This is a genomic window from Terriglobales bacterium, assembly GCA_035624455.1.
Taxonomy (GTDB): domain Bacteria; phylum Acidobacteriota; class Terriglobia; order Terriglobales; family Acidobacteriaceae; genus DASPRM01.
In genome coordinates this window covers 26,698-52,500 of sequence record DASPRM010000121.1, presented here as the reverse complement: position 1 = coordinate 52,500, position 25,803 = coordinate 26,698, and the positions used below count along the sequence as shown (strand labels likewise).

The following is a 25,803-nucleotide window of genomic DNA, read 5'->3' as shown; positions in this document are numbered from 1 at the left end:
CGATCTGTTGACCGAAGCAGCTCCCATGATTTCCGCTTTCTCCTAACTGAGCCAACCGTGTGATCTAAGGCTTTCCACGCCTCGAATGCCACGAGGTCGGCAGCTTGAACCCGTGCAGAGTCGCGCCATGAAACAAATGAGAGTTCTGGGTGTAGCAATCTGTAGAGTCGCTCGTCCCCCTCTCTCATCCATGTGTACAGCTGTCTAACGTTATATTCATTCTCTTTGCTGATGTCATACGCGACCTTACATACATCTTTCTCTCTCTCGGCTACATTCGCCACACGTTCAAGGCATTCGATAAAAGCTCTGTGGTATGCCATCGGCAATGCGTTTGGGAAAATCTTTGTTTGAGCGACTAGATCAATCCCAATTCCGATGCCTCCGACGCTGCTGGACGCGAGAATTCCGGTTAAATCTGCATACATCGCCTTGTTTTGATCGTGTGGAATACCCTGGTAGTCTCCACAGTCGCTCTCGCAGTCAGTGGCATGGAAGGGGATGCCTCCGCATCTCACCGTCCATTGGTCTTCCAGTTCTTGCCACCATTCCTCGTATCCGGCGATGATCGAAACGGCGATTACGCGCTCGTGTTTGGCATCTGAGCCATCATCGCCATAGGCGTAAATCACAAGCAAAGCCCCTTTCACGGGAGTCATTCAGCAAACGCCGCCAAGGCCGATATGACTGAGTCTGATTCGTCAGGTATATTGTCAGCCGAAGTTTTAGCCAGTCAGCCCTACTCCACGAACTCATCATCCCCGACTCGCGTCTCGAAGCGCGTGCTCTTCTTGATGAAAGCCAGCTTCACCACACCCGTAGGGCCATTACGTTGTTTGGCGACGATCAGTTCCGCTTCCCCATCCAGTTCTCGGCGTTTGTTTTCGTCTTTTTCGTAGACTTCAGGCCGATAGATGAAGCCCACCAAATCCGCATCCTGCTCAATCGATCCCGACTCCCGCAGATCTGAGAGCTGTGGCTTGTGATCGCCGGTACGGCTCTCCGGTGCGCGGCTCAACTGCGAGAGCGCCACCACTGGGACCCCGACTTCCTTTGCCAGCAGCTTCAGTCCGCGCGAAATCGCGGACACCTCCTGTGTCCGATTCTCATAGCGCTTATTGCCGCCGGTCTGGCTGGCCGCCATCAACTGCAGGTAATCCACCACGATCAGATCCAGCCCCTTCGCCTGCTGTTGCAACCGGCGCGACTTCGCCCTCATCTCCAGCACAGAAATTCCCGGCGTGTCGTCGATGTAGATTGGCGCCTCCATCAGCTCCCCCACCGAGTCCATCACCTTCTGCCGGTCTTCGCGGTTCAGGAACCCGGTGCGCATGGCGTGCGAGTCCACCCGGGCATGCGAACACACCATGCGCTGCAGCAACGATTGCCGCGACATCTCCAATGAGAAGATGGCAACGATCCTCCGGTCATTCACTGCCGCATTCTCGGCAACATTCATCGCAAACGCGGTTTTCCCCATGGAAGGCCGGCCCGCAATGATCACCAGGTCAGATTTCTGCAGACCATTGGTAAGCCGGTCCAGATCGGCAAAGTACGTCCGCAGCCCCGTGATCTCATGGCCCTGGTTGACCAGCGCATCGATGGATTTGAAGTCGCGCTCGACGATGGTCTTCACATCCGCGAAGCCCGTTCTGACCGCGTCTTCCGAGAGTTCCAGCAGCCCCTTCTCGGTTTCCCCCAGGATCAGCTCGACCGCCTCCGACTGCTCGTAGCTCCGCGCGATCGAGCGATTCGAAAGGTTGATCAAACCGCGCAGCAGCGCTTTGTCTTTCACGATGCGGACATGATTGACAATGCTGCTTCGCGCCGGCACCCCGTCCGTCAGCGAGGCGACATAAGCCACTCCCCCCACTGCCTCCAGTTGCTGCTGCTGCCGCAGTTCTTCGCACAGGGTGATGATATCCACCGCCCGGTTCTGCTCCAGCATCTCGGTAATGCGCGCGTAGATGCGGCGGTGCGAATCCAGCGAAAGCTTGTCCGAACGAAGCGACGCCGAGGCGTGCCAATAAGCATCATTGTCGAGAAGAATCGCGCCCAGGATCGCGCGCTCGGCATCAACGCTGGCGGGCAGCCCCCGCTCCAGGCTGTATTCGGTTGTGGCCATTGCTTGAGGGAACCCCCGTTTGTGAAAGGTAAGCTACACGGACCCGCGGACGGGTTCATCCGGCGATGTGGAAAAGGGCTGAGGAAAGAGCAGCCGTAAACAAAAAATTCCCGGCCACCAAAATGTGCTCGCGCACACAAAGCGCCTCTTGCGGAGGCGCGTTGGGGATTATGTCATAAGAGATTTTGAAAGGCGAAGAAAAAACGAATATAACAACCGACAAAGACGGCAGGCTAGCTCGCCCGTCGCGCAGGACGAGGATTCTCCAGGTAGACGAAGTCGAATTTGCGCAGGGCTTCCTTATCGCCTGCGGCGGCCATCTGCTCGATGCGCTCCATCAGGCTCCCGACCTCGTCAGGACTCATGTTGCGGGTCGCCGCCCAAAACTTGGGGGGGTTGATCCAGATGGGTTGACGGGTTGCCGACTGAATCTTGGCTGGGTCTGAGTTGGTTTGCATACGCTGCAAATGATATCGTTCGACCCCGCCCTTGGGAAGTGCCTGCTCTGCAAGCTTGATGAATAGTCCGAGGGGGTTCCGAACCGGGAAGAAGGGCGCGGCCACGCCAGCCACGTGGCCGCGCAGACTGCAGAACACTTTACATGCTCTTCTGCTCGCCAGAACTCTTCCGATTGGCCGATGTCAACCGACGCTCCAGCGTATCAATGAGTTACAAGGCTCAAGCCACCTGCCAGCCAGCCTTCTGCCGGGGCCAGTCATCCCATTGAGTACTGACCGGGCGCCATCTCTCCTGAGGTGTCCCAGAGGCGGCAGCAAACCGCACAGCGCCTTTCCCGTATCCAGAAAGCCAACCAACTGCCAGCGAACCCAACGCCTACAGCAGTAAGAAGCCTCGAGAGGCTTTGCTTGCTGCCCTCCGGCACCGGCGTGCCGCGAGACGCCACCGCATCGCAGAGTGGCTTCGGCGTTCGACCCATTAGCCCTCATCGCGCCGAGGGTGCGCTGAGGACCGCATTTAGCATGCAAGTATCTGCACTCGCGATGCAGTGCACTTTGCCGGAATGCAATGAGCCACGCAATAGCCGTCAATGCCGGTGCTGTGCAGAACTTGTGCGCTTCGTGACTTACCTGTGGAAACCTAAGGAAAAGCCGGGCCGATTTACCGAAACGGGAACGCGTCCGCTTCCCCATTCAGGCATAAGACCTGTCCATATGGATCTCTCAGATTGGGGTACAAAAAATAACGCTTTAATTCCACGTTTTCAGCCGCGGCCAGGCTTCCGCCAGCGGTTTCTTGAAGTCGCGGCAGATCAGGATGGTGTAGTGCTCCCAGCCCATGCCCCAGTAGGGAGCGTTCACCGGACCCTGCTCCACGCTGCCGCACCAGTACTCGGCATCCTTGAGCCTCCACTCCAGCAAAATCACGCTCTCGCCGGTGTACTCCCTCGGCCCCCAATAGTAATAATTCTGGTGAGCACTGATTGCCTTGGGCAGGCCGTAACGCGGACCGAAAAAATCGATTGCCCCTGCTCCACCGTAGTTGCCGGCGAGAATCGCAGTCTTCGCTCGTTGTTCCGGCGGCAGCGAGTTGTAAACCTGGGCCACCGTCTCCACCATCTCCGGCCAGCCAAACTCGTCGGCGAAATACTGTGGCAGCAGCGATTTCATCCCGGTCTCAGTGCGGGATATGCCGATTCCGAGGGCGCTGAAATAAGGCAGAACCCTATCCGGCGGAAGAATGGGCAGAACGACCGGCGCCGACAGGCAACCCCCGATCAGCACCGTAACCAGCACCACCGTGCGCGCCCATCGCAGCCGCGGGCGCTCCTGCGCCAGCGTCTCCCAGAAGACGCCACCCGCCGCAAACAACATCGGATAGATCGGCGCGACGTAGTAATCCTTGCCGTGGAGAACCATCATCACCACCAGAAAAGCCAGGTAGCTGATGCCCAGGAACCGATACCGCTTCCCCTCGCGGTGGAACAGCAGGAACCCCAGTCCTGCGATCCAGACCGGGGCCGTTGCCGGATTCAGCATCATTACTTGCTGCAAAAGGAACGATCCCGGCGGCAACTCAATGTTCTTGTGCGTTGCTTTGACGTTGCGCAGATCTTCCAGCGTGGGAAATCCATGCTGGTACTGCCACACAAAATTTGGCAATGCAATCAGCAACGCGATCGCCGCCGCGATCCAGAACCATTTCGTTGCCAGCAGCCGCCGCTCCGGACTCAACAGCAGTCCCGCGACCAGCGCCCCCAGGAAGAACACCGTGGAGTGCTTGTTTTCCAGACCCAGGCCGAGCATCACTCCGCACCACGGCAACAGCCGCGGCTCCTGTCGCTTCACGGCCAGCACCAGGAAGTACACGCAGCCCATCCAGAAAACCGGTTCCAGCGGATTCATGGAAAGACGGTCTGCATTCGCCAGAATTGTTGGACAGAGCAGCACCGACACGCATCCCAGCAGCACTGCCCAGCGCCGGCCGCCAAACTCGCGGGCGATGAAGCCTGTCAGCAGGACTTCCATACACAAGGCCGCCGCCGGAAGCAGACGAATCGCATGCAGTGAATCGCCGAAAACGATGCGGCTGGCGCGCGCCAGCCAGGCGATCAGGGGAGCAAAATCAACATAGCCCGGCGCGAGATGATCGCTTGCGGCCAGGTAATACAGCTCATCGCGAAAATAACCGTACCTGCCGTTGGTCAGCATCTGGATCACGATGGCTGTCCCCGCCAGGACCCATGCGATCCAAATGCCCTCACTAGCGCTGCTTTTTCGCTCGTCGACGCGATCTTCGGTCGTGTGCACGCACGGAAAGTTATCACACACAAATCGTATGGGCGCAGGCGCCGAGTTGATGTTGAGCCACTTTGCGGGCGTGAGCGCAGCGGGAGCTCCGTGGTCTGGCTGCTGCTGACTACTGATTGCTGCTTCCCTGATGGTAGAATTTCCTCTGGCAAATCGCTGGTCACGAGAGTCTCTTTTGATCGAGCTGGCCCCCTCCATTCTTTCGGCAGATTTCGCCCATCTGGCCGATGACATCCACCTCGCTACCGAGGGCGGAGCCTCCTTGCTCCACCTCGATGTGATGGACGGCCATTTCGTTCCGAACCTCACCATCGGGCCGCCCGTAGTCGCCTCTGTGCGCAAGATCACTGAGCTGCCTCTGGATTGTCATCTTATGATCGAGGACCCGGACTTCTATATTCCGGCGTTCGTCGATGCTGGCGCAGATTGGATCTCCGTGCACCAGGAAGTCTGCTGGCACTTGAATCGCACCCTGGAATCCATTCGCTCACGAGGCGCGCAGGCCGGAGTAGTGATCAACCCGGCTACCCCGGTCGAGATGCTCAGCGAAGTATTGGACATCGCGGATTATGTTCTGGTGATGTCGGTCAATCCTGGCTTTGGCGGCCAGAAATTCATTCCCGGAGCGCTCGGCAAGATCGCCAAGCTGGCCTCGATTCGCGCCTCTCGAGCCCTGAATTTCCGCATCGAAGTAGATGGCGGGGTTGACTTGGAGACTGTCGGCGACGTGGTTCGTGCCGGGGCTGAGATCCTGGTGGCGGGCAGCGCGGTGTTCAGCAAGCGCGATCCCAAAGGCGACGCTCAAAAGCTGCTGAAGGCCGCCCACGAGGCAAGCTGGCAGAAAGTGTAAGCGACACGCACCACCTGGGAACGCGCCAGGTTCAACTTAGATGACAGGTAGGACATGATGCAGAAACGGCTGCCGGTGATCGGGATAATCGCACTCGTGCTGGCGTTAGGCGCCTGCACCAACAAGAAGGTTAACAATCCGATCGCTGACGTTAACTCCAAGCAGCCCGACAAGGTGCTGTTCGACCGCGCCATGGATGCCATGAAGCACAACAAGTTCGACGTGGCCCGCCTGACGCTGCAGACCCTCATCAACACCTACCCGGATTCCGAATATATCGCCCGTGCCAAATTAGCGGTCGGCGATTCCTGGTATGCCGAAGGCGGCACCGCTGCGCTCACCCAGGCCGAGAAGGAGTACCAGGATTTCATCACCTTCTTCCCCAACATGCCGGAAGCTGCCGAAGCTCAGCTGAAGGTTGCCAACATTCATTATCACGAAATGGAGAAGCCGGATCGCGACTTCACCCATGCCATGCGCGCCGAGGATGAGTACCGCAACCTGATTCAAACCTACCCCGACAGCAAGCTGATTCCCGAAGCCAAGCAGCGATTGTTGGAAGTGCAGGAAGTCCTGGCCGAGCGTGAGTTCCGCATCGGACGCTTCTACTTCAACCGCGAATCTTATCCGGCGGCCATCGCACGCTTGAGATCACTGGTCGACACCTACCCGCTCTACAGCCAGGCCGACGAGGCTCTGTTCCTGCTCGCAAGTTCCTATCAGCGCCAGCTCGACAATGTGCGGGCGGCGCGTGGTCTTCCGGAAAACGTGAAAGGGCAATTGATCCACCAACTCCAGGATCAGGCGGCGGAAGCCTACTCTCGCATTATTACCCGTTATCCGATCATGCCACGGGCGGGCGACGCCCGCGCCCGCCTGCAGGAGATGAAGCGTCCCGTGCCCACGCCCACGCCCCAGGCCATCGCGCAGAACAAGAAGGAGGAGGAAAGCCGCAGTGCCGCCGGCATGGTTGACAAAGTCATGGGCAATTTCCGCAAGGGCCCGGACGTGGCTCATTCCGCAAAGTATGGCGAGCCCTCGCTGAAAGATCCCGAGCAAGTCAGCGCGCCGGAGATCGTGAAACACAACCAGGAGTTGATCCAGAAAGCTGTCACCCAGGGTTCACAAGCAGGCACCGGCGCACTCAGTGGAGAAGTGGTAAAACAGGGCGCTCCTCCACCCAACCAGGAACCCCCGCGTTCGGCGAGCAGCGCGCCGGCGGATTCCGCAATTCCTGAGCTCACGCCTCTCCCCGACCCCAATGCCACCACTCAGGGGAGCGGTTCCAACACGCCGCCGCCGCAGGTTAACGAGGCAGCACAGCCTTCCGATCAGGCACAATCTTCCTCATCCTCTTCTTCGTCCACAGCTCAAGATTCCTCGACTGCCGCACAGGCTGCTTCATCTTCGTCCGCCGCGCCGCCTGCTGATGACAAGAGCACCTCCACCAGCAAGATCAAAAAGAAGAAGGGCCTGGGCAAGCTGAATCCCTTCTAACGGGCATCAGCTCAGCAGGCGGGTGTAGGGCAGGCAATCTTGCCTCACGGGTTGTGTAGACAGCCCCTCCATCCCGAGTACTTATTACAATAATGACGAACAATACCCTCGATTCCTTCTATCCAACCCATAAATTCTTTGAATTTTAACTATTGCATTGGTTTCGTTATAAGTACTCTCAATTAGGGATGCTTGTAAGGCGCTCGCGCCTGCCACATCCAGCCGCCCTTTGTGGAAGGACAGAGTCAATCAGAGTGCAACCCATGACCCAGCAGGAAAAGAAACAGCGCGAACTAAGCAACGCTGCCACCGCCGCGAATCCAACCAGGAATCTGGACCTGATCCTCGAATTGGATCGCAAGATGCTCGAGTTCTGCATGGGTATCTACAGCATCTCGCCTCGCGAGAAACTTAGGATGCGCGCACAAATCCAACGCCTGCACGCTGCCTTCAAAAAGCAACTGGCTCCGGAGCAGTAGCCGCGCTTCGCTTTTCCGCAAATGGGAAGTTCGAATCTGAATTCCCAACCCACTGGTGCTATGACCTTTAGGGTACCCGTTCGATTGACTTGCCTCTACAGAACAAGTAACGTTCCTGTCACTCCCGCCGGTAACGAGGTTAGTGTCCGTGGCGTTGAAGATTTTGCTGGCCGATGACAGCATGACCGCCCAGAACATGGGCAAGAAGATTCTCACTGATGCCGGTTTTGACGTGGTGGCCGTCAGTAATGGCGCCGCCGCCATGAAGAAAGTGGCCGCTGACAAGCCCGACATCATCATCCTGGACGTCTACATGCCCGGCTATACCGGGCTCGAGGTTTGCGAGCGCATCAAGAACTCCCTCGAGACCTCGTCTACGCCCGTGCTCTTAACCGTCGGCAAGATGGAGCCTTTCCGCCCGGAAGAAGCCAACCGCGTACGCGCCGATGGGGTCATGATCAAACCCTTCGAAGCCACCGATCTCACCGCCGCTGTGCGCACCATCTTGGAGAAAGTTCATGGCGGCGCACTCCCTGCGGCTCTGAGTGCGCCCGTAGCCCCGCCTCCTAAGACCAACGGTAATGGGCAAAAGCTGAGCCTGCCTGCGGTTCTGCGGGATTACGAAGACACCATCCGGTTGACTCCGGAAGAAATCAAAGAAATCGAAATCCAGGACGCGCACTACGAAGAGTGGAAGAGCAGCGCCGCGGCTGAAGCCGCGGAATACAGTCCAGCAGAACCGTCCGTCGCCGGCACCGGCCCGTCATCGTCCAGTTCGCAGGTTTCACAGCCCCTGATGTCAGCGGAAACAGCGTCTTCCGCGGCAGTCGTCGATCCGGCAACTCCGCTCCACCAGGACGAGTTAAGCGGACCTCCTGCAGCGCCTCCCACCGAGGACTACGGATTCGCTGTGGGCGCGAACCCGCTCCCTGCCGCCAACGCTGCGCCAGCCGCGCCGCTGGAAATCCCACTGACCGAAATTCCCGCGTTTGGAGTCGATTTCGCCGAGGCGAATACCGCGAACGCGGCTCCCCCTGCTTCGGGGCAAACAGCTGAGCCGCTCACCGCTTTGCCCGAGCCTGAAAAACAGGAGTATGAGTTGGAGTCCAGCCAGGCCGCATCCCCCGAGGCGGTCGGCTTGCCTCCCCTGCCCGAGTTGGAATTCACCGCTGCACCAGTGGAAACGGGCGAGATCCAGGCCGCCACCGCTCCCGAACTCGATCTCACGGGCTCACCGGCGCTGGGCGAGGTAACGGTAGCTACCGATCCTGCGCTGGTCACCAATACAGACGAAGATGTGGCGCAGTTTGCCGTGAAGGTCGGGCAGGAGCTTCCCGACGATATCTCGACCGAAGCCGCCGCCGAATGGCCGAGCGCAGAAACCACCGAGCCATCTCCCGCAGCCGAGGCTTGGTCAGAGCCACTGATCGATACGGCAGCTACAGATGTTCCGCCGGCCTGCCTGCCTGAGCTCTCTGGCCTGCAAATGCCGCCTGAACCAGCAAGCACTTCTTTTGGCGAGAGCATGCCGGAAGCTCCCTCATCCGCAAGCATGAGCTTCGGATCGGTCGCTTTTGGCGACGTTCTCCAACCTCAGGCCGATCGTGAGGAGGAGACGCAGAATTGCGAACCGGTCGTAGACACTCCGCTGGCCGATGTGGCCGGACCCGCGGCAGCAGAAGCGGCTGAACCTGAGCCAGCCTTACCTGAGCCAATCGTGACTGACACCGAAGCTGCCGACAGCGCCTCCACCAGCGCTGCCGGAATGATGTGGGAAGTGAGTGGCTCTCCTGCCATTAGCTTCGAACAGGCAGCAGAAAAGCTGGAGGTGGCGGACCCGGCAGAAACCTTTGCCGAAACCAACGACACCGGCGAAATTACGGCTGAACCAGCGGGCGCGGATGCGCGCATCCACGAGCTCATCGAAGTCAATGAATCGGCGGCCATCAGCACGTCAGAAATGAATCTCCCGCCGGCTTCCGAGTGGTTCACTCCGGCCCGGCCAAACACCCAAACAGAGAGCAGCGATCTGGAACCGTTGCAGGAAGAAGCGCCAGAGGTAGCGCCGGCTAAAACCTATCTCGCGGCCGAGTTACAGGAAGCAGCGCCAGAAATATCAGCGGCGAAGACACCCGTGCCGGAAGAACCGGCGGCGGAGGCGATTGTCGAGGCGTCACCAGCTTTTGCTCCACTCGCCGAAGCCACAGCCGCGGCCGCTGCCCGCATGGATCAGCCCCCCGGCGACGACCAGATCGAACGCGCCGTGACCCGGGCTCTGGAACGCCTGAAGTCACATCTGATCAGCGAAATCTCCCGCGAACTGGGATCGAAGTAATGGGGTCCATCCCCGATCTGAGCCGGGGAGTCTGACAGCAGTTTCGCCGGGAGGATAGGCGAAACAACCAGGCGGATTTTCCGCCTCTGGCTTCCCGAATGACGATCTGCGGCGGAAGCAGATGTTGAATCGGTATCCAACCACCTACCGCCGCCGATAAAAAATGTTGAACTCGAATCCCGGATTCACCGGGAACAGTTCTGCCACCTTGCGCAGGCGCTCGGCCAGAGCCTGCGGCGCAAGCAGAGGATACTCGCGTTCGCGCAGGTCGTAGTATTCGACGTCGGTGAAGATCGACAGCATGTAGATTGCAATAGCATCGGAAAAAGCCGCAGAGAAATATTCGTTCTTGGCTCGTTCGCCATCCGGAATGCCGCTGGTGGCGGCTTTGCGAAACTCCCAGGCATCTAGTCCGGTCTCGCCGCGCTGCTTGTCCTCCACCTGTTTCCAGACCAGGTCTCCAAAATCCGCCGGCACACCCACGCGTTCCACAAAAGCATGGGCCACGTTGATATAGAACTCGAAGGCGAGCGAGAAGCGGTCGTCCATCAGCCGCGTGGAAATGAACACGCACTGCGAAGTGCCCAGGTTCAGGTTCCGGTGGCACACTGCGTGATCGCTCAGCGCCACGTCGTAGCGGTCGGCGATAACGGTTTCCTCACCCTGGCTGACCGTCAGCGGAACGAAGTAGTAGGCTTTGCGGTCGAGGGCTGAAGCTACCGGGCGAGGCACCGCTGCCACCATGCGCTCGACGTCGGCAAGGTTCACACTGGAGCCGTCCCGGAGTGCATAGCAGATCCCGTTGACCGCCTGCGAGACTGGAGTCTGGCGCACAACCTCGGAAGGTGTAAGTGTAGCGGCTTGGGCTGCCTCGGCCATGTAGCAGCATTTTAACGTATTGGACCCCGTGGGAACGGACGTCCCCGTCCGTTCAGGCGGAGCGAAGCTCCGCAGCCAGCTCTGCCCCCTTCTCCAGCCTCGGATTAGAATGTTTCTCTGCTGAAGTGAAGAACCTGCTCAAAAGCGCGGCGCTGGGACTGGTCGGAGCCGGAGTGTTCTCCTTCTTCTTCATGATGGCGCTCATTCCCACTCTGGCGGTTATCGCGCGCAGCACCACCCGGATTAATCAGCAATCGGTAGTAGTAGATCCGGCCTGGGCAGTGCGCATGGTGGGAATCCCGCTGGCCGCCGTGGCGTTTGCCGTCTGCTTCGCCTTGGCCAGGCGCAGGTTTCGCCGCCAAGACCAGGCAAGATACTCACCCGGCTCATCCGCTCTTCAGGTGCATCAATGAAGCAGCCGAGGCACAAAAGCAAATTCCAGGTCGGTGTGGCGATCGCCCTTCGCGTGCTGATCGTGACCGTTCTGTTTACCCTGGCCAGCTTTGCTCTGGGATTGCTCTTGGGTATCATAGGAGTTGTGACCGTTGGAGCCATCCGCGGCGTGCGTCCCGATATGACCGTGGCTTACCGCTTTGTGGCCGCACCACTCGCCGTGTGCGGATCAATCGTGACCTTCGTTGCCATGCTCGTGTATGAGATCCGCCGGCAGAGCCGGCTCCCCGTCGCCTTCGCCTCGAAAACACGAACATCCCTCCCGTAAGCGGTTTGACCCTCCCCAAAACCGTTCATTAGACTCATTGATTCGATAAGAGGAATTTGTCATGGCAGAAACTATCCACATCAAGCTTCCTGACGCCAGCGTGAAGGAAGTCCCCAGGGGAACCACCGCCCTCGACATTGCGAAAGCCATCAGCCCTCGCTTGGCGCAGGCGGCCTTGGTAGCGAAGATTGCGCCCGCATCCAACGGCCACAAACCGGGTCTTGACGCTGCCAAGGTACCCTCCGATGGCATGCTGATCGACCTCAATCGTCCGCTGGAGGAAGATGCCGAACTCCGAATCTTGACCGAGAAGGATCCTGAAGCTCTTCAGGTATTTCGCCATTCCTCCGCGCATCTGATGGCAGCAGCGGTGCTCGAGCTGTTTCCGGAGACCAAGCTTGGTCACGGGCCGGCTACCGAAAGCGGTTTCTTCTACGACTTCTACCGCCCCGCGCCCTTTACTCCCGAAGACCTGGAGAAGATCGAAAAGAAGATGCAGGAGCTGGTGGATAAAGACGAGCCTTACGGCCAGGAATTTCTTCCCCGCGAGCAGGCTCTCGAGCGCTTCAAGGCAGAAGGCGACTTCATGAAATGCCACTTCATCGAGGAATTCACCAAGCCCGGCGAAAAGGTTTCCATCTACCGCACCGGCAAGTTCCTGGATTTCTGCCGCGGACCGCACATCCCCTCCACCGGCCGGATCAAAGCTTTCAAGCTGACTAATATCGCCGGCGCCTATTGGCTGGGCGATGAGCATAATCCCCAGCTGCAACGCATTTACGGCACCTCGTTCTACTCGAAGAAAGAGCTCGAGGAACATCTCAAGCACATCGAGGAAGCCAGGAAGCGCGATCATCGCGTGCTTGGTAAACAGCTCGACTTGTTCTCAATCCAGGAGCTCGCCGGACCGGGGCTGATCTTCTGGCATCCCAAGGGCGGAATGGTCCGCAAGATCATGGAAGACTGGATGCGCGAGCAGTACCTCAAGCGCGGCTATTCACTCGTTTATACGCCGCACGTGGCGCGCCGTCAGCTATGGCAAACCAGCGGCCACGAGGGTTACTACGCCGAGAACATGTTTGACGTGATGGAACTGGACGACGCGGAATACCGCATGAAGCCGATGAATTGTCCCTTCCACATCCTCATTTATAGGGACACGCTCCGCTCCTATCGCGATCTGCCCATCCGCCTGGGAGAGCTGGGCACTGTCTACCGCTACGAGCGCTCCGGTGTGATGCACGGCCTGATGCGAGTACGAGGCTTCACCCAGGACGACGCCCACATCTTCTGCACCCGCGAGCAGATCGAGGGTGAGATCGCCGGCTGCCTCGACTTCGCTCTTGATGTGCTGCGCGATTTCGGTTTCGACGAATTTCAGGTCGAGCTTTCCACCTGGAATCCTGATGATCGCGCGAATTTCGTGGGCAGCGAAGAGCAGTGGAACATGGCCACTGACTCGCTCGAGAAAGTGCTCAAGGAACGCAAGATCGGCTACAAAGTCATCCCCGGCGAAGCGGCCTTCTATGGACCGAAGATCGATATCAAGCTGGTGGACGCCATCGGCCGCCTGTGGCAGCTCTCCACCGTGCAGTTCGATTTCAACCTGCCGCAGCGCTTTGCGCTGGAGTACGTCGGCGAAGACGGCCAGCGCCATCAGCCCTTAATGGTGCATCGCGCTCTGTACGGGTCGGTGGAGCGATTCTTCGGCGTGCTGATCGAGCACTACGCCGGAGCCTTCCCGGTGTGGCTCGCGCCGGTGCAGGTGGTGATGATACCCATTGCCGAGCGGCACGTGGAATATGCTCGCAAAGTTGCGGAGCAACTGCGCTCAGCGGGGGTTCGGGTCGACATCGACGAGCGTAACGAGAAGATGAACGCCAAAATCCGCGAACATGCGCTCCAAAAGGTGCCCTTCCTGTTGGTAGTCGGCGACAAAGAAGCAGAATCGGACCAGGTCAACGTACGCACCCGCGGCCAGGAGAAAACCGAGACGATGGCCACCGCTGAATTCCTGACCAAGATCCGGGGACTGATCGAGAACAAGGCCGCAAAAGTGTAGGACAGGAGAAAGAACCACGTGGGAACGGACGTCCTCGTCCGTTCAGGGCGAGCGAAGCTCGCCTGCGCGTTTTCGGCACATGATTTTCAGCCTGGAGCCGCTCACCGCTCTGGTAGTCGGCGTGCTCTGGCTCAAAGAAGTCCTGCTGCCCCTGCAATTAGTGGGAGCCCTCCTGATACTGCTGGCGATGCTTTCGGCGGAGCTTCTGCCGCGCCTGCTTAAAGGGTTCACCCAGCGCTCACCAAAGCTGGAGCCACGCTGCGATCCAGCGGACTAGGCCAGCCTGGTTCCGTTTCGGGTTTGTGCACTAGCCCTGCAGCGTTCCACATCGGGACATCCGCATTGTTGATTGAAAAAATCTACGCCTCGTCTTCTTCCGAGTTCGATACTAAAGCTGGTGTTGGCCTCCTGATGGGGTCTGATTCAGCCGGCTGCCTGGAATCAACAGGGGAGGAAAGGCAGCCGGTTCGTTATTTCTATGCAGATGAGACAGCGCAATTCGAACCCTTTGCACACTGCCAGCCAAAAGCCCCACAAATGAGAGATCGCCAGTCCTGCCCGTGACAGGCAGGATTCCCTGTCCTACACTCAGTTCGTGACGATGCCAATCTCCTGCGGGAGCAAGCGTCGGATCTGCCATGCTCCTCGAATCCCTCCTTAACTCCACTCGCAAGCACCAGTTGCTGCATGCGGGCGATCGCCTCGGCGTGGCCGTTTCCGGAGGAAAGGATTCCGTCGCCCTTCTGCGGCTTTTGCTCGATGCCAGAGATGAGCTCGGCATCGTGCTCTCGGTGGTCCACTTCAATCACAAAATCCGTGGCCACGACGCCCAACAGGACGAGCGCTTCGTCGCGGCACTTGCCCACCAGCATGACCTCCACCTTCATTCAACCTCCGCCGACACCCGCGAATTTGCGCAGCAGAGTCGGATGAGTCTGGAGGCAGCGGGTCGTAAATTACGCCATCAATTCTTTCGGCAGCTGTTTGCAGAAAGTGCTCTCGACAAGATCGCCACGGCACACACCATGGACGATCAGGCCGAGACGGTGTTGCTGCGCATCCTGCGCGGCGCCGGCACTCGAGGGCTGGCAGGGATTTATCCCCAACTGTTCGTTGCCCCTGGTAAAACCATCGTTCGCCCACTCCTGGGGGTGCGCCGCAGCGAGCTTGCTGAATACCTGACGCAGATTGGCCAGCCGTGGCGGGAAGACACAAGTAACCTCGATATCCGCTTTCTGCGCAACCGCGTGCGGCATCGGCTCATTCCGACACTCGAGCAGGAATTCCAGCCGGGGATCGTTAGCACCCTGGCCGAGCTGGCTGACGTGGCGCGTGAAGAGGAGAGTTTCTGGAGTCGTGAGCTGGCATCGGCACAAGTTCGAGCGCGACTGAAGATCTCTCGCGCTGCAAAAACAACATCTCCGGGCGAAATCGGCTCCCAGCAAGCGGTCGTCCTGAACGCCAGGGAGCTGCGGCTAGCTCCGCTGGCCATGCAGCGTCGCCTGATTCGAGCTGCCGCGGAGGATCTCGGACTTAGCCTGGAGTTCCGCCACGTTCAAGAAATCCTGGACCTGATGGGGCAACGGTCATCGATTGCCACCAAAGGAATTGAACTCCCTTCGGGGCACTTGGCAGAGCTCTCGGGCGGGGAACTGCGGATCGAAAAAAGGTGTCCAAAGAGAATGCAGGAGCCTGGCGGCCATGGCTATGACTATGTGCTGCCGGTTCCAGGCGAAGTTCGGGTACCGGAGCTGGGCGTAGTTTTTCGCGCTCGGCATGTGGTTCCGAACCAGGAAGAGCAAGGACTTGCCCGATGCCTGCTTGCGTCCGATCGGTTGCATGAGCTGCGAGTGAGAAATTGGTGCCCGGGAGACCGCTTCTGGCCGGTGCATACCAAGTCTCCGAAGAAAGTGAAGGAATTGCTGCAACAACGGAAAATAAGCGGAGCCACAAGGCCCCTATGGCCAGTCGTCACCAGCGGCACGGAGATCATCTGGATGAGAGGCTTTTCTATCTCTGCGAACTATTTTGCCCAGCCGGGCTCGACGGAGGCGATACTCATCGAGGAGCTCCCTGAGTAATCGGGGCTTTCCTGTCTCGATTTGGCTGCTCTCGTAGGACAGGCAATTCTGCCTGCCTCCATCCGGTCAGTTGGCAAGCACGTACTTTGGATTGGTTCGATATGCAACTGCCATGCTGAGAGATATTTCGGCGTAGTACATTCAGATAAGGACAGAATGCCCGCCGATGGGGTTACAATGAGGTGCGCGGCAACACTTCGTGAGCCGGATCTTGCCCGTCCGCATCTAATGGGTGGGCGAGGTGTAGGTTAATATTCGCTAGTCAAGCGCCTTTGTTCGCTGGGTAACACTTTCAGGAGCTTTCGGTGAATTCAACGGTTAAAACGGTCGTCTTCTGGTTGGTAATTGTGCTTTCGGGTGTCCTGCTTTGGCAGGTCGTGAAGGCGGGCGGGACCAGTTCTAAAGAAAAGGACGTTAAATTCTCTCAGTTCATGACTGATGTGAACAAGGGCGCGATTTCTGAGGTTACCATCATCGGCACTGAGGTTCGCGGTACCTACACAGACAAGTCGACCTTCCACACCACTGTTCCCCCAAACTATCCCGATATGTACAAGGCCCTGCAAGATAAGGGCGTCACCGTAACGGTAAAGGATGTTCAGAGCGGCAACTGGCCGACCTGGCTGCTGAATCTGGCGCCGCTGATTCTGCTGGGTGCATTGTGGTTCATCATGATCCGCCAGATGCAGACCGGCGGAAACAAGGCGCTTTCCTTCGGCAAGAGCCGCGCCCGGCTGCTCTCCATGCAGCAAAAAAAGGTCACCTTCAAGGACGTGGCCGGCGTCGATGAAGCCAAAGAGGAGCTGCGCGAAATCATCGAGTTCCTGCGTGAAGCCCAGAAGTTCCAGAAATTGGGCGGACGCATTCCCAAGGGAGTACTGCTTGTTGGACCTCCCGGAACCGGTAAGACTCTGCTGGCCCGGGCAGTGGCCGGAGAAGCCAATGTTCCGTTCTTCTCCATTTCCGGCTCCGATTTTGTAGAGATGTTTGTGGGTGTCGGCGCCAGCCGCGTGCGCGATCTGTTTGAGCAGGGCAAGAAGAATGCACCTTGCATCATCTTCATTGATGAAATTGACGCTGTTGGTCGCCACCGCGGCGCTGGTCTCGGCGGCGGTCATGACGAGCGCGAGCAGACCCTGAACCAGTTGCTGGTGGAGATGGATGGTTTCGAATCCAACGAAGGTGTGATTCTTATCGCCGCCACCAACCGTCCGGACGTTCTTGATCCGGCTCTGCTCCGCCCCGGCCGCTTCGACCGCCGAGTGGTCGTCCCGCGTCCCGATGTCCGCGGCCGAGAAGAAATTCTGCGCGTGCATACCCGCAAGATTCCCATGGCGGATGATGTGGATCTTTCCGTCCTGGCCCGCGGCACACCTGGATTCTCCGGCGCCGATCTGGCGAACCTGGTGAACGAGGGGGCTCTGCTGGCCGCTCGCGCCAATCGCAAAGTCGTCACTATGTACGATTGCGAATTGGCGAAGGACAAAGTACTGATGGGCGCCGAGCGCAAGTCGATGATCCTCTCCGACGAGGAGAAGAAGGTCACGGCTTATCACGAAGCTGGCCACGCACTGGTCGCAGCTATGAGCAAGGATTCCGATCCGCTGCACAAGGTGACGATTATCCCGCGCGGTATGGCGCTGGGTGTCACCATGCAGTTGCCGATCGACGACAAGCACACCTATACCCGCGACTATCTGACCACGCGGCTGGCCATCATGATGGGCGGCCGTCTGGCGGAGGAGTTGTTCCTCGATACCATGACCACCGGCGCCGGCAACGACATCGAGCAGGCCACCGAACTGGCCCGCAAGATGGTGTGCGAGTTCGGCATGAGCGACCTGGGACCGATCACCTTCGGCAAGAAGGACGAGCAGATCTTCCTGGGCCGCGAAATCGCTCAGCATCGCGATTACAGCGAAGACACCGCCATCAAGATCGATCAGGAAGTGAAGAAATTGGTCGACACCGCCTACCAGACTGCCCACGATCTACTGGTGGGAAATCGTGAAATCCTGACCACCATCGCCATGGCGCTGCTGGAGCGGGAAGTCCTCGATGCTAACGAAATCCGCATGATTATCGAGGGCAAGGAGCTGCCGGTGAAGGTTGCGCCGCACGACGATGGCGGCGTCCAGCAGGTGCTGAAGCCGGCGCCACAGACCAAGCCTGGAATCGTGCCGGGAGAGCATCCGAGTCCGGCGTAAGCAGAAGCACATTTACGAAATCGGGGCGGCCAATGGCCGCCCTTTTGTTTCCTCCTGTGAACCCCCTCGACGCCGCAGTAAGCCGATTCGCTACAATCGCAATCGTGTCCATCCAGTTCAACGTCGAGAAGCGCGAGGGCGACGCGCGGCTAGGCAGGATTCGCACTCCGCACGGGACAGTTGATACGCCCGTGTTCATGCCGGTGGGCACGGTGGCATCGGTAAAAGGCGTACCGCAGGAGCTTCTGGAGGAGCTTGGCGCGCAGATCATTCTTGGGAATACCTATCATCTCTATCTGCGGCCGGGACATGAGCAAGTCCGCAAACTTGGCGGGCTGCATCGTTTCATGTCCTGGGAGCGCGCGATTCTCACCGACTCCGGCGGGTTCCAGGTTTTCAGCCTGACCGAGTTGCGCAGGATCAGCGAAGAAGGCGTGTCGTTTCGCTCCCATCTGGATGGCTCATCTCATCTGTTCACCCCCGAAAAGTCGATGGAAATCCAGATTGCGCTGGGCGCCGACATCATCATGGCTTTCGACGAGTGCACCGAACATCCCGCAGAAGAGAACAGAGCGCGACAATCCATGGAGCTGACCCTCCGCTGGGCTCAGCGGTGCAAGGGATATTTCGAGCAGCATAAACGGGAGGTCCCGTGGAGCCAGACCTCTGAGTTGGAATCCGCCGACAAAAGCGCTACCCAGGCTCTGTTCGGCATCGTGCAGGGCGGAATGCACCCGGAACTGCGCCGCGAGTGTGCCGAGCGTCTCCAGGAAATAGACTTCCCTGGATATTCGATCGGCGGACTCAGTGTTGGCGAGCCGCGGTCTGTGACCTACGAAGTGGTCCAGGAAACGGTGCGTCATCTCCCGACGCACAAACCTCGCTACCTGATGGGAGTCGGCACGCCGGAGGAGATCGTCGAGTACGCGGCCATGGGAATTGACATGATGGATTGTGTGCTTCCCACGCGGGCAGCACGCCACGGCCTATTGTTCACCTCCGAAGGCAGGATCAACATCAAACAGGCGCGATATGCGCTGGACGAGGGTCCCCTGGATCCCGCTTGCGGCTGCCGGGTCTGTGCGCGATATTCGCGCGCCTACCTCCGCCACCTGTATTCCTCGCGCGAGATCCTGGCCCAGGTCCTGAATACCGTTCACAACCTGGCCTATTACCTTGACACTATGCAGAGGGTGCGGCAATCTATAGAACTTGGGGAATTCTCCAGGTTTATTTCCGGTGTCCGGTCACGAGCGTTGAGCTCCCCTGCTCATACCTAAAGGGAAGACCCGAAGGCGTCCCCGAATGCCGGAGGTAGAGGTGTCGGGTCCCCCGTTCTGAGTGTGATCCATTCAGTTCCCGCAGGTACAATGAAAGGCCCGGATTGCACCATGTAGGCATAAGGTGCGTCTCTGGCCGGGAGAGTGGTGCGAGAGAATGAGCACGATCAATTTTGCCCTGTTCGGAATGTTTTTGCAGAGCTCGCCGGGTGGCGCCGGGGGCGGCATCATCATGTGGCTGCCGCTGCTGTTCATTTTCGTCATTTTTTACTTTCTCTTGATCCTGCCCCAGCAACGGCGTCAGAAACAGTGGAAGTCGATGCTCGGTAACCTGAAGACCGGCGACCGGGTGACCACCAGCGGCGGACTCAAGGGAACGATCATCGCTCTGCGCGACGATAACGTTCATCTCCGCGTGCCGCCCGACAACATTCGTCTGGAGGTAGCTCGCAGCGCGATTGTGGCCGTCAGCAGCGGGGAGGAAGCGACCACCAAAGCGGCGTCGTAACCTATCCCCTGCATCGGCAAGGGAACTGGAAGGGCGAAGCTCACAGTTATGGATTCATAGTTATGGAAAAGAACCTACTCTGGAAAACGGTCTTCATTGTTGCGGTGCTGCTGGTCTTCTTCTTTGGGATTTTCGGCATTCCCTCCAGTTTCAGCAAGAGCGGACTGATCTCCGCCATGCAGCAGCGGATCCATCTTGGCCTGGATCTGAAAGGCGGCACCCACCTGATCCTCCAGGTAATGGTGAACGATGCCGTCAAGGCCGACGCGGATCGCGCCGTAGAGCGCCTCAAAGAAGACATGCGTTCACGCAATGTCAGCTACGCCGAAATCAGCCAGCCCGACCCGCAAAACCAGCCCGACCGGGTTCTGCTGAAGGGCGTTCCACCCGAGTCGAGCAGCGAATTGCGCAACCTGGTAAACGACCGATTGCCTGAATACAACCTGGCCTCGGGTCCGGAGAATTCCTGGGTTTTGTTTATGAAACCGCAGGCCCTCACTGATCTCAAGAACCGCTCCGTAGCCCAAGCCATTGAAACGATTCGCAACCGCATTGACAGTCTCGGAGTAAGCGAGCCCGTCATCGAAGAGCACGGGCTTGGGCAGTACCAGATTCTGGTGCAACTGCCCGGAGTGGATGATCCTGCGCGCGTAAAAGAGATCATGCAGTCCACCGCGATGCTTGAAATCCGCCAGTCCCTGGGTGGTCCCTATGCGAGCGAGCAGGAGGCCCTGGCCGCGCATGGCGGAGTTCTTCCCGCGGATGCGGTGTTGATGAAAGGACGCAGCATCGGCAGCAAAGGCATCCCCGAAGGAACCGACGTTTATTACCTGATCTCACGCTCCTCTGCGGTTACTGGCCGCGACCTGCGTGATGCCCAGCCGACTCGTGACGAGAACAACCGCGCGGCGGTTCGTTTCCTGCTGACCGGTGAGGGGGGCCGCCGCTTTGCCGCGTTTACCGGGAGCCACGTTGGCGACTACCTGGCAGTCGTCCTCGACAACAAAGTGCAGGAAGTCGCCACCATTCAGGAGCAGATTCACGACGAAGGCCGCATCACTGGCAGCTTCACCGAGCAGCAGGCCAAGGATCTTGCCATGGTGCTGCGATCGGGCGCGCTTCCCGCCGGAATCCGCTACCTGGAGGAGCGCACTGTTGGCCCGTCCCTGGGTGCGGACTCGATCCGCCACGGCGTGATGGCTGCAGCGATTGGCCTGGCGGCCGTGATGGTGTTCATGCTGATCTACTATCACGGTGCTGGGATCAATGCTGACCTGGCGCTGCTGCTGAACCTTGTCATCCTGCTCGGCTTTCTTGGATTCAGTGGTGCGACGCTAACGCTGCCCGGCATCGCCGGAGTGATCCTCACTGTCGGCATGGGCGTAGATTCCAATGTGCTGATCTTCGAGCGCATTCGCGAGGAATTGCGCAATGGCAAAACACCGCCCTCGGCGGTTGAGCAGGGGTTTGGCCGTGCCTGGCTGACCATCGTCGACACCCACGTGACCACCATCGTTTCCGCAGTCATCCTGTTCATTTTCGGAACCGGACCGGTGCGCGGGTTTGCTGTCACCCTGACTTTTGGTCTGCTGGCAAATCTGTTTACAGCAGTGTTTGTATCGCGCGTGATCTTCGATTCCAATCTGCAGCGGCATCGCGCAGGAGAACCGCTGTCGATCTAACAGTACTAGCAGAGTAACCTCTGAGGCTGGTTACCTGCGCATAGACAAATTCGAGGCCAGAAACAGTGGAGTTTTTTCGCAATACTAATATCGACTTTCTAGGCAAGAAGTGGTACTTTCTCGCCTTTTCGCTGGTGTTCAGCGTGTCAGGAGTGCTGTCCATGCTGTTTTGGCATGGCATTCCTCTGGGCGTTGATTTTCGTGGCGGCACCCTGGTTTACGTTAAGTTCACCCACGTTCCCAACGACGGTCGCATTCGATCGGCGCTGGACGGCGCGGGCTTGAAGAACTTCCGTATCCAGCGCTACGGCGACCCCAGTCTTAACGAGGTCCTCATCTCGCTGGATCAGAAAGAGACCAGCGAGGCGGCCCTGGATGCCGGCAAGGTAGCGATTGTCAAGGCGCTGGAGAAGACCCCCGATCCTAACCGCAAGGATCTGAACAATGCCAGTTCGCAGGCAATTTTTGAGTATCTGCTGGAGAAGGATCCCCTGCGGCTGGGATCTGATGCCAACCAACGCTATCAGGCAATTGCCCAACAGATCGTGAACATACGCGACCGGCAGAATAACGGAACCCTGACTTCACTGGATCAACTGAAAGGTCCAGTGGACCCCGCCCTGGTCACCTCGCTCGGGGAGGGCTTTTACCTCTCGGACTTTAGTGTCCGAAATGTCGAGATCGTAGGCCCGCAGGTAGGTAGGCAACTTCAGACCCAGGCCAAACTCGCTATCTTATACTCTTTGGCCGGGATGTTGGTTTATTTGTGGTTCCGGTTCGAATTGATTTACGGAGTGGCTGCGGTTGTGGCAGTATTCCACGACACTTTGATCACCGTTGGGGCGTTCTCGCTAACCAACAAGGAAATTTCGCTAACGGTGATCGCAGCGATTTTGACCCTGGTCGGCTACTCCATGAACGACACCATCGTGGTCTTCGACCGCATACGTGAGAACATAAAACTGCTCAGGCGCGAGAACCTGGCGGACATCGTCAACAAAAGCATTAATCAGACCCTGAGCCGAACCATTCTGACCTCGGGTCTGACGTTCCTGACAGTACTCTCGCTGTTTCTGTTCGGTGGTGAGGTGCTGCATGGATTTTCGTTCGCGCTCGTGATCGGAATCCTCATCGGGACGTATTCGTCGATCGCGGTAGCAGCGCCCATGTTGGTGGCTTACCAGGAATGGCAGGCGAAGCGTAAGGGCCAGCGGGTTCAGGTGGCGGCACTGCCGGCGGCGCGGCGGGAGAAGATTCGCGCTCGCTAAGTTCCGTCGGCTGCGCCCCGGCAGCCGGGTCATAAGCGATCTTTAGGTGATGAATGCCGTCTGCGGCACGATGTCCCCTGCCACCGTTGCCGCCAAGTGTAGAATTTGCATCTTAACTGGCTTAGTTCGTGCACGGGTTTTACGGAGTTTTCGAGCATATTTGGGGAATGGGAGCAAAATCGGGCTAGTTGGTGTCTAAACATTCGCAGGCAAGTCAGCGATGGAGAATAGGCCATGTTTGAAGATAGCCTTCTGGAGTCTGGAGGCAGACTGAGGACGAAACGTGGTGCCACCACCATAGTTTCCTTCATTCTGCAAGTCCTCCTGGTGGGAATTCTGGTGTTGATCCCCCTCATCTACACCGAGGCCTTGCCCAAACAACAATTAATGACATTCCTGGTAGCTCCGCCTCCACCCCCGCCGCCTCCGCCGCCGCCAGCTGCGACGCCCCCGGTCAAGGTAGTGAAGGTGCAGAGCGATCTCCTTAACGGTCAGTTGCGCACTCCGACCAAGATTCCACAAAAAGTGCAGATGATCAAAGAAGAGGAGGCTCCCCCTCCGATGACGGCCTCTGGTGGTGTCGTGGGGGGAGTGCCCGGTGGCGTCCCCGGCGGGTCGATGGGTGGCGTGATCGGCGGCATCATTGGCAGCACAGGCACAACCACCGCCGTCCCCAAAGTGGCAACCCCGCAACGAGTTCGGGTATCCCAGGGTGTTTCAGAGGGCCTGCTGGTTCACAAAGTAGTGCCCCAGTATCCTCCCCTTGCTCGCCAGGCTCGGATTCAGGGGCAAGTCGTGCTGCAGGCGGTCATCGGGAAGGATGGTGCGATCCAGAATTTGCGCTTGGTATCGGGGCACCCGATGTTGGCGCCAGCAGCAATTGACGCGGTAAAACAGTGGAGATATAAGCCTTACTTCTTGAATGGAGAGCCGGTAGAAGTGGACACGCAGATAACCGTCAACTTCAACCTCTCTGGCGGTTAAAGCCAGGGTCTCCTGGAGTTTTTTCATTGCGGGTATGGTGGCGGAGATCCTCTCCGGAGTTCGCCACCTCCCCATAGCCGCAGGAAACAAAGAAACGCTGCCAACACTCGGCTCTCAGGCGAACCTGGGTTAGGCGGCGGGACGCGGAGCATAGCGTTCTCAAATTCAGCCCTGCGCGAATTCACGCCAGCTCACGCCTGAATAAGTTCTGAGGAGGAACAAGCAACTCATGCTCGTAGCAAATCTGGCATCAGCCCTGCTCGTACACGCTTCCACCGCTGCCGTGTGGATTTTCCAGGAGCAACCGGTGGGATGGGACCCGATCTCACTTTGGAAACAGATGGGCGTCCTCGCCAAGATCGTGGTCATCATTCTGTTCATCATGTCCGGTTGGTCGATTGGCGTCATGATCGACCGCTGGATGGCATTCAGCGCCGCCCGCAAGCAATCGCGCACCTTCGCACCCCAGGTAGCCGGAGCTCTGCGCGAAGGCAAGATCGACGAAGCCATCCGTATCGCCGAAAAGAACAAGAAGAGCCACTTGGCCAAGGTCGTAACCGCCGGACTTCAGGAATTCAAAGCTCACGGCGAATCCAGCGAAATTCCCGGTGAACAGATTGAGGCCTCGAAACGTGCGCTGGAGCGCGCTGAAGCCATCGTGCACGCCGAGCTGAAGCGTGGCTTGGGTGGTCTTGCCACGATCGGTTCCACCGCTCCCTTCGTCGGACTGTTCGGAACGGTGGTCGGAATCTTGAACGCGTTCCGCGGCATTTCCGAGCAGAAGGCTACCGGTCTGGGCGCGGTCGCCGGCGGTATCGCAGAAGCTCTGGTGACCACCGCCGTCGGATTGTTCGTCGCCATCCCGGCCGTGATGATGTTCAACTATCTCACCGGGCGTGTAGAGGCGTTCGACGTGGAGATGGACAACTCCTCCAGCGAACTGCTCGACTACTTCCTGAAGCGGCGCAACGTCGTCCGCAAGTAGGCGTTCAGCTTCCGGCGGGCTTTGCTCGAGCTCGGTGAAAAAGGTAAGCGGCTGTCGGCTGGCAGCGAGCAACTGCCGCTCTCAATTTGACAGCCGCGAGGAAGGAACAGGTTCCTATGGCATTAGCAAAACGGAATGAAGGGGCGAAGGTCAACTCCAACATCAACGTCACGCCGATGGTGGACGTTATGTTGGTGTTGCTGATCATCTTCATGGTGGTAACGCCCATGTTGCAGAAGGGCATCAGCGTGGATTTGGCCAAAACCAATAACCCGATCCAGATGCCGGATGCCGACAAGGAAGATGCGCTGCTGGTGGCGATCACCCGGGATGGCAGCGTCTTCTTCGGCACGGACAAGATTCCGGCTGACCAGTTGACGCCAAAAATCAAAGATCGGCTGGCCAATCGCGTGGATAAGCGCGTTTTCGTGCGTGCTGATGCCAGGGCACGCTACGGAGTCGTGGCGGAAGTGGTGGACAACGTCCGCGCTGCCGGTGTGGATCAGCTTGGCCTCCTCACAGAACAACGCAAGACAACGGCCCCGCCTCCGCCGGGAGCGGCAACCCCGAGTGGCGGGCAATAGAGGAGATCGACTATGGGAATGGGAGTTTCGACCGGTGGTCAGAGCGCGGACATCAACGTAACTCCGTTGATCGACGTGCTCTTGGTGCTGTTGATCATTTTTATGGTGATCACGCCGCTGACCCCTAAAGGGTTGGAGGCCCTGGTGCCTCAGCCACCGCCGCCCAATGCGCCGAAGAACGAGCCTACGGATCGGACGGTGGTCGTGCAGTTGTTGAAGTCTGGTGGTGGTCAACCTGCGCTTAAGATCAACCAGGAAGACGTGACCTGGGAGAACCTGCAGGGCCGGCTTTCGGATATCTACAAGACCCGTGCTGAGAAAGTCATGTTCGTAAAGGCTGACACGGATCTGCCATTCGCGGATGTGGCCCAGGTAATCGATATTGCCCATGCGGCTGGGGTGGACAAGGTCGGACTGATCACAGCGAAGATTGAAGCAGGCGGTTAAGGAATACAATACCTGAGTCCCGGCTGGTCTCTGGTCAGCCGGCCGGGCGACAATTGTCCGC

Annotated in this window: 22 protein-coding genes and 1 pseudogene; 18 read left to right on the top strand and 5 right to left on the bottom strand. The window is 58.5% G+C overall.

What is annotated here, in order from left to right; genetic code table 11:
- The 4 genes from VEG30_13535 to VEG30_13520 form a co-directional block, all read right to left on the bottom strand.
- Positions 1 to 659 (bottom strand): hypothetical protein (locus VEG30_13535; GenBank protein HXZ80946.1); only part of this gene is annotated, 659 nt, incomplete at its 3' end.
- Between the two features lie 80 nt (positions 660 to 739).
- Positions 740 to 2,125 carry a replicative DNA helicase gene (gene dnaB / locus VEG30_13530; GenBank protein ID HXZ80945.1) on the bottom strand — a complete coding sequence of 462 codons (1,386 nt, stop codon included), beginning with the start codon at positions 2,123 to 2,125 and terminating at the stop codon, positions 740 to 742.
- A gap of 233 nt (positions 2,126 to 2,358) precedes the next feature.
- Entirely contained in the window at positions 2,359 to 2,721 is a 363-nt protein-coding gene (locus VEG30_13525) for a hypothetical protein (protein ID HXZ80944.1), read from the bottom strand.
- A gap of 612 nt (positions 2,722 to 3,333) precedes the next feature.
- Complete coding sequence (locus tag VEG30_13520; GenBank protein HXZ80943.1) at positions 3,334 to 4,893, bottom strand: glycosyltransferase family 39 protein; 1,560 nt, start codon at positions 4,891 to 4,893, stop codon at positions 3,334 to 3,336.
- A 175-nt stretch (positions 4,894 to 5,068) separates the two neighbouring features.
- Here VEG30_13520 and rpe point away from each other — a divergent pair, with 175 nt between their 5' ends.
- The 4 genes from rpe (at position 5,069) to VEG30_13500 (ending at position 10,054) form a co-directional block, all read left to right on the top strand.
- Complete coding sequence (gene rpe / locus VEG30_13515; GenBank protein HXZ80942.1) at positions 5,069 to 5,743, top strand: ribulose-phosphate 3-epimerase; 675 nt, start codon at positions 5,069 to 5,071, stop codon at positions 5,741 to 5,743.
- Positions 5,744 to 5,797: 54 nt separating this feature from the next.
- On the top strand, positions 5,798 to 7,240 hold the full coding sequence (locus VEG30_13510) for an outer membrane protein assembly factor BamD (GenBank protein ID HXZ80941.1): 1,443 nt from the start codon (positions 5,798 to 5,800) through the stop codon (positions 7,238 to 7,240).
- A 263-nt stretch (positions 7,241 to 7,503) separates the two neighbouring features.
- Positions 7,504 to 7,719 carry a hypothetical protein gene (locus VEG30_13505; GenBank protein ID HXZ80940.1) on the top strand — a complete coding sequence of 72 codons (216 nt, stop codon included), beginning with the start codon at positions 7,504 to 7,506 and terminating at the stop codon, positions 7,717 to 7,719.
- A gap of 148 nt (positions 7,720 to 7,867) precedes the next feature.
- Positions 7,868 to 10,054, top strand: a complete 2,187-nt coding sequence (locus VEG30_13500; GenBank protein ID HXZ80939.1) for a response regulator — start codon at positions 7,868 to 7,870, stop codon at positions 10,052 to 10,054.
- A 144-nt stretch (positions 10,055 to 10,198) separates the two neighbouring features.
- On the opposite strand, the gene VEG30_13495 is transcribed toward VEG30_13500, so the two are convergent.
- A complete protein-coding gene (locus tag VEG30_13495; protein ID HXZ80938.1) occupies positions 10,199 to 10,933 on the bottom strand; it encodes a hypothetical protein in 735 nt (244 codons plus the stop codon).
- Positions 10,934 to 11,058: 125 nt separating this feature from the next.
- Between VEG30_13495 and VEG30_13490 the strand changes: the two genes are divergently transcribed.
- The 14 genes and pseudogenes from VEG30_13490 to VEG30_13425 all read left to right on the top strand — a co-directional run bounded on the left by VEG30_13490 (position 11,059) and on the right by VEG30_13425 (position 25,742).
- A complete protein-coding gene (locus VEG30_13490) occupies positions 11,059 to 11,346 on the top strand; it encodes a hypothetical protein (GenBank protein HXZ80937.1) in 288 nt (95 codons plus the stop codon).
- Complete coding sequence (locus tag VEG30_13485) at positions 11,343 to 11,654, top strand: hypothetical protein (GenBank protein HXZ80936.1); 312 nt, start codon at positions 11,343 to 11,345, stop codon at positions 11,652 to 11,654. Before VEG30_13490 ends, VEG30_13485 begins: the two co-directional genes overlap by 4 nt.
- A gap of 61 nt (positions 11,655 to 11,715) precedes the next feature.
- A complete protein-coding gene (thrS, locus tag VEG30_13480; protein ID HXZ80935.1) occupies positions 11,716 to 13,716 on the top strand; it encodes a threonine--tRNA ligase in 2,001 nt (666 codons plus the stop codon).
- Positions 13,717 to 13,771: 55 nt separating this feature from the next.
- A pseudogene (locus VEG30_13475) lies at positions 13,772 to 13,993 on the top strand (EamA family transporter).
- A gap of 361 nt (positions 13,994 to 14,354) precedes the next feature.
- A complete protein-coding gene (gene tilS / locus VEG30_13470; protein ID HXZ80934.1) occupies positions 14,355 to 15,797 on the top strand; it encodes a tRNA lysidine(34) synthetase TilS in 1,443 nt (480 codons plus the stop codon).
- Positions 15,798 to 16,102: 305 nt separating this feature from the next.
- Complete coding sequence (gene ftsH / locus VEG30_13465) at positions 16,103 to 18,004, top strand: ATP-dependent zinc metalloprotease FtsH (GenBank protein HXZ80933.1); 1,902 nt, start codon at positions 16,103 to 16,105, stop codon at positions 18,002 to 18,004.
- A 32-nt stretch (positions 18,005 to 18,036) separates the two neighbouring features.
- Positions 18,037 to 19,284, top strand: coding sequence for a tRNA guanosine(34) transglycosylase Tgt (gene tgt / locus VEG30_13460; protein ID HXZ80932.1), 1,248 nt, complete (start codon positions 18,037 to 18,039; stop codon positions 19,282 to 19,284).
- A gap of 157 nt (positions 19,285 to 19,441) precedes the next feature.
- Positions 19,442 to 19,792 (top strand): preprotein translocase subunit YajC, encoded by a 351-nt coding sequence (gene yajC, locus VEG30_13455; protein ID HXZ80931.1) that lies wholly within the window; start codon positions 19,442 to 19,444, stop codon positions 19,790 to 19,792.
- A 62-nt stretch (positions 19,793 to 19,854) separates the two neighbouring features.
- Positions 19,855 to 21,474: a protein translocase subunit SecD gene (gene secD, locus VEG30_13450; protein ID HXZ80930.1), complete on the top strand. Its 1,620-nt coding sequence runs from the start codon at positions 19,855 to 19,857 to the stop codon at positions 21,472 to 21,474.
- Between the two features lie 65 nt (positions 21,475 to 21,539).
- Positions 21,540 to 22,742 (top strand): protein translocase subunit SecF, encoded by a 1,203-nt coding sequence (gene secF, locus VEG30_13445; GenBank protein HXZ80929.1) that lies wholly within the window; start codon positions 21,540 to 21,542, stop codon positions 22,740 to 22,742.
- Positions 22,743 to 22,976: 234 nt separating this feature from the next.
- Positions 22,977 to 23,726, top strand: a complete 750-nt coding sequence (locus tag VEG30_13440; protein ID HXZ80928.1) for an energy transducer TonB — start codon at positions 22,977 to 22,979, stop codon at positions 23,724 to 23,726.
- A gap of 229 nt (positions 23,727 to 23,955) precedes the next feature.
- On the top strand, positions 23,956 to 24,711 hold the full coding sequence (locus tag VEG30_13435) for a MotA/TolQ/ExbB proton channel family protein (GenBank protein HXZ80927.1): 756 nt from the start codon (positions 23,956 to 23,958) through the stop codon (positions 24,709 to 24,711).
- Positions 24,712 to 24,827: 116 nt separating this feature from the next.
- Positions 24,828 to 25,295 carry a biopolymer transporter ExbD gene (locus VEG30_13430; protein ID HXZ80926.1) on the top strand — a complete coding sequence of 156 codons (468 nt, stop codon included), beginning with the start codon at positions 24,828 to 24,830 and terminating at the stop codon, positions 25,293 to 25,295.
- A gap of 12 nt (positions 25,296 to 25,307) precedes the next feature.
- Complete coding sequence (locus VEG30_13425) at positions 25,308 to 25,742, top strand: biopolymer transporter ExbD (GenBank protein HXZ80925.1); 435 nt, start codon at positions 25,308 to 25,310, stop codon at positions 25,740 to 25,742.
- Positions 25,743 to 25,803: the final 61 nt, after the last annotated feature.